The sequence below is a fragment of the Spiroplasma poulsonii genome, assembly GCF_009866525.1.
GTDB lineage: Bacteria > Bacillota_I > Bacilli_A > Mycoplasmatales > Mycoplasmataceae > Spiroplasma > Spiroplasma poulsonii.
In genome coordinates this window covers 1,573,659-1,581,017 of sequence record NZ_CM020866.1, presented here as the reverse complement: position 1 = coordinate 1,581,017, position 7,359 = coordinate 1,573,659, and the positions used below count along the sequence as shown (strand labels likewise).

Below are 7,359 nucleotides of genomic sequence, written 5' to 3'. Positions count from 1 at the left end.
GTTAATGCTTTATTGCGTGGACCTTATATAATGAATATGCAAGTATTATGCAGTATGCAACAGCAACTGCCGAACAAGTTGCTTGATTACCTAATGCAGGACAAGCATTATATAATTTAACTCATCGTGTGGTATGACAAAATGATTATTCATTACCAAATGGTGGAGCAAATCAAACAATGGGATTAACAAGAATTCCAGTACCTATTGATAAAAGATTTAATTTAAAATTAATGAATGAGGCTTTTGATTTAGCATTAATAGAACAAAATATTAAAAATGGTGTTATTGCTGATGCTATTTCTAGTGTTGTACAGAATAAATTTGTTAATTTAGAATGTGAATTAATTCAGGCTATTTATGATTATTGTTTAGCAGATGGTCAATATGAAGTAATTCCATTTCGTAGTTATACAGCAGAAAATGCTGATGATGCAAATAAGGCATTCTTTACATTAAATGAAACTTTGATTGAATTAACTAATCAAATTAGTAATTTATATTTTGGATTGCCAACTGATAAAATGTTTATGGTTTTAGGACGAAGAGCATATTTAGGATTAACACCGGCTTATTTAAAAGTAATTGGTTCACAAGCTCAATTAAAAGCAATGGTTAATGGTGAATTATATGAAAATACCGCAATGGGAATTCCTGTATCAAAAAGTTTTCATTTAGAAAAAACATATACAAAAGGACAAGTTAACCGTGATAAAGGTTATAATTTTACTAATGTAAGTGGTTTAATTATTAATAAACAAGTATGAGCATATCCAATTAATATGGATACTATTCAACAAGTTTTAGATAATGATACTGCTAACCCTAAATGAATTGGTAAAGTACAATATGCAACACCAACAATTTTATATCCAAAAACATGTAAAATTATTTTAGAAAAAGAACCAACAATTGAAGAAAGAACAGCAGCTTACAATAATTTAAATAAAACATTTAGAGTACCAGTTGATTATGTAATTAATGAACCAACAACAAATAAAATTGATATTAGTAAAATTAATAAATTAGATAAACCAACTATTCATGTCACAGACCCAACAAAAGCAACAATCGAACAATTAAAACCACAATTTAAAGCTGTCGTTTTAAAAGCAGTAAAAGCGGTAGATAGTTCTTTAACTGAAAATGATTATGATTACTTTATTGAAAGTAAGGGTGAAGATTGACCAATTGATATTACAAATGATAAAGCAATTTCAGTTCAGATTGAGGGTAAAAACAACGCTACTGGTCAAACAAATCCAATTGATGTCGTAATTAAAAATACTTAATAAACAATGAACTTATTAATATTACGAATTTTAACTTTATTAGCAGAGAATTTAGGTAATAAATCAATAATAAATAAATTTGTTAATTTAATTAATAAGGTTAACAAATTTGCTTCATATTATTCTAATCCGCTACAAAAAATTACAAATAAGATTGAAGATATTTATCAGTGGTTAAATCCATTTACTTATTTAGATTTAATTAAAAAGGGTCATAAAAGAGAAATTCAACAAATATTAAGTCAATTAGAAAAAGATAATAATATTAAAAATAGAGAACAATTTAAAAAAGAAAATTATCTAAATACTAATTGACAACCTTTAAATAGTAGTTGACTTGATAGTGGTATGTTTAATATTACAAATAAATTAACTTTAACAGGTAATTTAACTATTTTAATATATACAAAAACAGCAAAACACCCGAAGTTTTATGGTCCCTATGTTTATCCTAGTGTTCCAGTTGAAATTTGAAAATTATTAAGTAATGCCGTTTCTAATGCGGGTACTTTATTTTGACGTTATTGATTAAGAAAATGATTACCTAGTCATTTAAGAAATTATATTAAAAAAAGACTGCCAAGAGGATTAAAAGAAAAATATCCCAAAGGAACTACTAAATTAACATTACCAACAGTTCAAAAATTACAACAAATTAAAAAGTTTATTAATAATTTAAAGATTGGCCATTTTAATTTTAATTTTGCTGGTGAAATTAATAATAAAAAATGGTATCGAGAACGAAAAAGTGATGTTAAAAATATTAAGAATTTATATAAATCACCAGTTAAAAATATGTTTTACAAAACTAATCAAACTATCAAAACAATTAAGAAAACAAAAACAAGAGTTAATAGTTATAAGCCAAGTAATTTAAAAAATAAATATCGTAATCAATTAAGAGGTGTTTTATATGGAAAATAATTTAAGTAATTTGTTATTTATAACAGTTGAAGATGTGAAAGAAAGTAAACTTTGACAACCTATTAATGATAGAAAGCAATCTGCTTGTAATGATAACTTAATTTATAATGCTATTTTAAAAACTAGTTTATGAATGGATAGATTATCAGGTGGGACAATTTCAGATAAAATTAATAAAAAAGATTTGTTTCCTTGAGTAAAAAAAGATAATACTGGTTTAATTGAATATGATAAATGATTAAGTTATATTCAATCGGCTTGTTTATTAGCAGTTATAAATTGATATTTACCAAAAGGAGTTAATGATTTAACTGGTAGTGCTTCATTTTCACAAGGTGGTGTAGCATATTCACAAACTAATGACCCAGAAGCAAATGAAAATATTACTCGTGATGTTAAAAATGCTTTAAAATTAGCAGGTGAAATAATTGATATTATATCTAGTAAAACGGTATCTAGACCGTATAATTATCATTTAGGAAACTATTCTCATCCATGAGAAGAAGAATATAAATATATTACTAAAAAAACATTTTATCCAACATTATTATTTTGATTAAAAGAGCGATTGCAAACAGATGGTTCAATAAATATTACTTATCCAATTATTAATGATTTTTCTAAAATTGATTATAATGAATATATTAAATTAATAGTTCCATTTGATAATAACACGATTTATTATGAAGATAATGTCTGAAAAGCAAAACAAAGTGGTGATATTCCATCATATGGTATTAAAGATAGTGATTTAAATAAAGATTATATTGATAAGCAAGATGATAAATATATTGTAAAAACATCACAAGATATTATTCTTAAACAAGATAAATTAGTAAGTGGGGAAAATATTAAAACTATTAATGGTAATTCATTATTAGGTAATGGTGATATTTCTATTAGTGTTGGTAATGATTGAGAATTTGTAGATACTAGTGATTTTAAACCAGCAACTGAATATCAAATTAAAGATTTTGATAGTTCTAAATTTAAATATAAAATATGATGTCAATTTTCAATTTTACCATATATGTTTGTAGAAACTTTTAAAGATTTTGATATTGGTTGTGGAATTGTTGTATCATATAGTAAAGGTGTTTCAGGTTGGTATATTGACACAAATGGTCTTATTAGTTCTTATGATAATGTAAATATAGTTAATTTAAAAATTGAAAGAAAATTGGTGAGTTAATTATGAAGCAAGATAAAACAACTTGATTAAAGGGGGCGTTACCTTGAAATTGATTTAAAAAAGACCCTATTCCAACTTATAATTGAACTCATAAAGATATTAGAGAATGAGAAAGAAAATATAAAATTCGTAGTTGAGTAGTTAGTTTTTATACATTGATATTTTTAGCATTAAATTGTTGGTTAGAATATGGAATGATTAATGCAATTAAAGATGATATTAATTGATATAATTATGGTCAATATTGAGGTAATGGCATTGCTATTTTATTAACACCTTTATTTACGTATGGAATTCAGGGCATATTTGTTGCTAGTAGTAAACCAAAAGTAGATATGAAAATTGATATACCAAGATTAAAAATATCTAAAATGGGATTAGTATTTACAATATTACCTTTAATTACTTTAATAATTTCTTTAATTATCATTTGAATTGATAAATCAAAATGAAAAAAAGACCATTTAAGACATTGTTTAGATTGTCGGATTAATCCGCGTGTTATTCAACCAAGATTAGCAAAACAATGAAATAATTTAGATGGCATAACAGAAGAAATATTTAAAAATATACAAAATGAAAATATTAAAAAACAAAAACAAGAAGAAAATAACAAAGAATTAAATTTAAAATAGACTATATATAGGGGCGGTTGATATTTTTGGGTGGTTATATAGTTTAATTTATAAATTATTTTGTTCTGAAAGGATAGATGGCCACTGTTTGAGTAAGAATAAGAAAGGAATTAAATAAAATGAATGAAACATTAATGATTGCTTTACTTGTGTTAGCGGGTGCGGGTGGAATGGGTAGTCTTGGTATTCTAGGATTATCTGCTAAAAAAATTAAAAAATATAAAGCAGAAATCAGAGAATTAAGAACTGCTGTTATTGCCCACGAAAAACATTTACGAGGACCTGATTATGCAACAGAATTAGCATTAAAAACAGGTCAAATTAAAAATGTTAAAAAACAAGTTAAAGTTAATGATAAAAAACAAGCACAAAAAGATGCCATTAGACAATTAACAAATAATATTTAAAAAAATAACCTTAATTGGTTATTTTTTATTTTTCTTTATTGTGTGTTATATAAAAGTTTATAAGATATTCAATTCGTTGCGAATAAGTATTAAAATTTAATTCATTTCAAACTTGTTCTTCATTTTCATTTAAGTAAACATTTATATTCCGAATTTTACAAGAATAATATTTTCCTGTTTTTTGATTATATGAATGTTTCATAAATTAACTTTCATAATTAGCAATAATAATTGCATCTCGTAAATGATTACTTATTTTTTCATTATTATATTTTCAACTTTTACCATATTGATAAGTTAAATTAACATCTTTTTCATATTTTCATATATAACCATCATTATATTTACTTAAATTTTCCATATTTTTAACAACTGATTTTGTATGTTTTGGTGAAATAGTAGCAATATATCCTTGCGTTTCTAATGAACCTAATAATTTCAATAAATCATCTCTATCTTTTGAGCCATTGGCATTTGTATATAAACAATTTTCTATAAAAATTAAATATTCTAGTTTATGATTATTTGATAATATTTTCCCAAATAGTTTTTCATTTTTCAAATAATTTATAATAAATTCATAATGTTCTTTTCAGCCTTTATTTGTAAATTCTTGTTTATCTATTAATTTATTATTTTTATAAACAACAATAGCCGTAGTACCAGTTCCTGATGGGTCAATACCTATTTTTATCAATTGGCTCATTCTTCATCATTGTTATTATTAACTACTGGTACTACATTTGATATATCTTCTTCTTTAACTACATTATCGTTTATGTACACTATTTCATCATTAGGTGGGGTATTATAATTTAAATTTATATTATTTGATAAAGTTTCATCGTTAATATGCCCATTATTTTGGATGAAAGTAGCATCATTATCAATATAAATCTTTTCATCATTAGTTGTAATAACTGCTTGATCTGATTTATATGCTTGTTGTAATTCAACTGACATAATACCTCATTTTCTTAATAATGATGTTAATACTGTTTTAAGGGCCATTTCATCAAAACTAGCAATATAAAATGATTTATTTTTAGCATAAGTTTTAGAATATTTCATAAAATGATTTTCCATTTGCTCTTTTGTCATATATAAAGTTTTTTCAAAACCATTAACCATTTTAAAATATGCTACATAACCTATAATTGATAATTTTTCTCGTTCATCTTCATTTTGATTTCAATTAAAAGCAGTACCTTTTAAACGATCATAATTTATTAATTCATTTGCTCTAACATCTGATACTGACATATCTAAATATTGGCCACTTCTTTGGGCTAATTGAATATAACCTTTATAACCCATTTGAAATTGGGCTTGATTAATTCATTCTTGGATTTCACGACCATTAATAATTCTTGTTATTTTTGTATTATATGGTACTACATAAGCATAACCGAATTGTTTTTCCATTGGTAAATTTAATAAAACACCTTGATAACAAGCAGTCATAATTGTTTTTGGATCTGCTTTTTGTAATAATTCATTACTATTTGATATTGCAATTATATTACTTTTAAATCTTGCAATTTCATTTTCATTAGAAAATTTACTTTTTATTCAATCAGTTACCTTATCTGTTCTTAAAAATTCTACAATATTTGTCATGTTATTTTTCTCCTTTATTTATTTTAAAATTAATACCTTTAACCCCAATTAAATTAATATCTTTATTACTATCTCATTGATCTTTAATTTCATTTTTAACAATTTGTTCATCAACAGTTAAATAATTTTTAATAAGATTAATAAGTTCTAATTTATCAGCATTTTGTAAAAAATCATCATTAATACCAATAACCTCAATATCTTTAATTAATAATTTTTCTTTCCGAAAATTACTAGTAATAATTTTTAATTCTTGTTCTTGTTTTGCTATACTTTTAATTTCTAAAAATTGCTCTTTTTTATGAGTTTCAATAATTTTATTTTGTTTTTGAAATTGAATATTAATGACACTATTTTTTAAAGAATCATGATTATTCTTAATATTATTTTCTAAATTTAAAATATCTTTTCTAATAAAATTTAATTCATCTTTAAAAGATTTTATTATTTCTAATGGTTCTCTAAAAATATAATCAATTTTTGAAACTACTAATTTTAAATCTTTTAGTGATTGTGATTTATATTCTCCATTTATTAATCAAGCTTGTTGTCGATATATAAATTCTGCTAATTCTTGTCCATTTTCATCAATTCACTTTTTAATTGTTAATGCTTTTAAGCTTAATTCTTTAAAATTATTTCCTTTTAAATAAAACGGATAAGTAATATTTTTAACTTCATTATTTAATTTTAAATCTTCCATAATTAAATTTCCTCTAATTCCATTTCATTAATTAAATTATCAATATATTCATAAGCACTTTCTTCTGAATAACATTCATCTAATGCTAAATTAAATAAATCTTCTTCTGTATAAACATAACCATTTTCATCTTTTCACATAATTATTTATCTCCTTGTCATTTAATATTGCTATCTTCTAAATCAATAATAGTTGTTAATCAATGATTTTCATTTTCAACATTAGCAGTAATCCTCGCTTCTTCTAATGTATAAAAAAAATCTGTTTTAAAAATAGTTGTTTTATCAAACAAATTATTATATTTCATTATTAATACGTATCTTTTATTCATAATTTAATTCCTCCTAATTTTGTTTCCCTAATGCTCAATGTTCATCAGTCATATCTTAAAATGATACTGAATAACTTTTAAACATTAATTCTTGTAATTTGTTTTCTTGATTGCATTTTGAGCAATATCCTCAATATTTTTGTTTAAGACAAATTTTATTTAACTTTTTCATATTTACCTCCTAAATTATTTTTCCTATTTTTTAACTCGCTGGCACTCACTACCAAGTGAAAGTGCCAAAGCGAGAATTAGTTA

At 23.7% G+C, this 7,359-nt stretch carries 10 protein-coding genes; 5 read left to right on the top strand and 5 right to left on the bottom strand.

Features of this window, described 5'->3' with window-relative positions:
* Nucleotides 1-47: 47 nt before the first annotated feature.
* The 5 genes from MSROBK_RS08950 (at nt 48) to MSROBK_RS08930 (ending at nt 4,450) form a co-directional block, all read left to right on the top strand.
* A complete protein-coding gene (locus MSROBK_RS08950; protein ID WP_159373260.1) occupies nt 48-1,292 on the top strand; it encodes a hypothetical protein in 1,245 nt (414 codons plus the stop codon).
* A gap of 6 nt (nt 1,293-1,298) precedes the next feature.
* Complete coding sequence (locus tag MSROBK_RS08945; protein WP_040093811.1) at nt 1,299-2,216, top strand: hypothetical protein; 918 nt, start codon at nt 1,299-1,301, stop codon at nt 2,214-2,216.
* The gene (locus MSROBK_RS08940) at nt 2,206-3,408 is read left to right on the top strand and encodes a hypothetical protein (RefSeq protein ID WP_040094123.1); all 1,203 of its coding nucleotides are present in this window, start codon (nt 2,206-2,208) and stop codon (nt 3,406-3,408) included. Before MSROBK_RS08945 ends, MSROBK_RS08940 begins: the two co-directional genes overlap by 11 nt.
* Before the next feature lie 2 nt (nt 3,409-3,410).
* Nucleotides 3,411-4,043, top strand: a complete 633-nt coding sequence (locus tag MSROBK_RS08935) for a hypothetical protein (protein WP_040093812.1) — start codon at nt 3,411-3,413, stop codon at nt 4,041-4,043.
* A 77-nt stretch (nt 4,044-4,120) separates the two neighbouring features.
* On the top strand, nt 4,121-4,450 hold the full coding sequence (locus tag MSROBK_RS08930) for a hypothetical protein (protein ID WP_133165051.1): 330 nt from the start codon (nt 4,121-4,123) through the stop codon (nt 4,448-4,450).
* A 205-nt stretch (nt 4,451-4,655) separates the two neighbouring features.
* Here MSROBK_RS08930 and MSROBK_RS08925 read toward each other — a convergent pair whose 3' ends face one another.
* Genes MSROBK_RS08925 through MSROBK_RS08905 form a run of 5 tightly spaced genes read right to left on the bottom strand, consistent with a single transcriptional unit; the run spans nt 4,656 to nt 7,104 of the window.
* Nucleotides 4,656-5,156 carry a hypothetical protein gene (locus tag MSROBK_RS08925; protein ID WP_133165035.1) on the bottom strand — a complete coding sequence of 167 codons (501 nt, stop codon included), beginning with the start codon at nt 5,154-5,156 and terminating at the stop codon, nt 4,656-4,658.
* The gene (locus MSROBK_RS08920; protein WP_052443498.1) at nt 5,141-6,070 is read right to left on the bottom strand and encodes a recombinase RecT; all 930 of its coding nucleotides are present in this window, start codon (nt 6,068-6,070) and stop codon (nt 5,141-5,143) included. Before MSROBK_RS08920 ends, MSROBK_RS08925 begins: the two co-directional genes overlap by 16 nt.
* A 1-nt stretch (nt 6,071) precedes the next feature.
* The gene (locus tag MSROBK_RS08915; protein WP_040092600.1) at nt 6,072-6,773 is read right to left on the bottom strand and encodes a hypothetical protein; all 702 of its coding nucleotides are present in this window, start codon (nt 6,771-6,773) and stop codon (nt 6,072-6,074) included.
* 2 nt (nt 6,774-6,775) lie between these two features.
* The gene (locus MSROBK_RS08910) at nt 6,776-6,913 is read right to left on the bottom strand and encodes a hypothetical protein (RefSeq protein ID WP_157944213.1); all 138 of its coding nucleotides are present in this window, start codon (nt 6,911-6,913) and stop codon (nt 6,776-6,778) included.
* Between the two features lie 2 nt (nt 6,914-6,915).
* Nucleotides 6,916-7,104 (bottom strand): hypothetical protein, encoded by a 189-nt coding sequence (locus MSROBK_RS08905; protein ID WP_133165036.1) that lies wholly within the window; start codon nt 7,102-7,104, stop codon nt 6,916-6,918.
* Nucleotides 7,105-7,359: the final 255 nt, after the last annotated feature.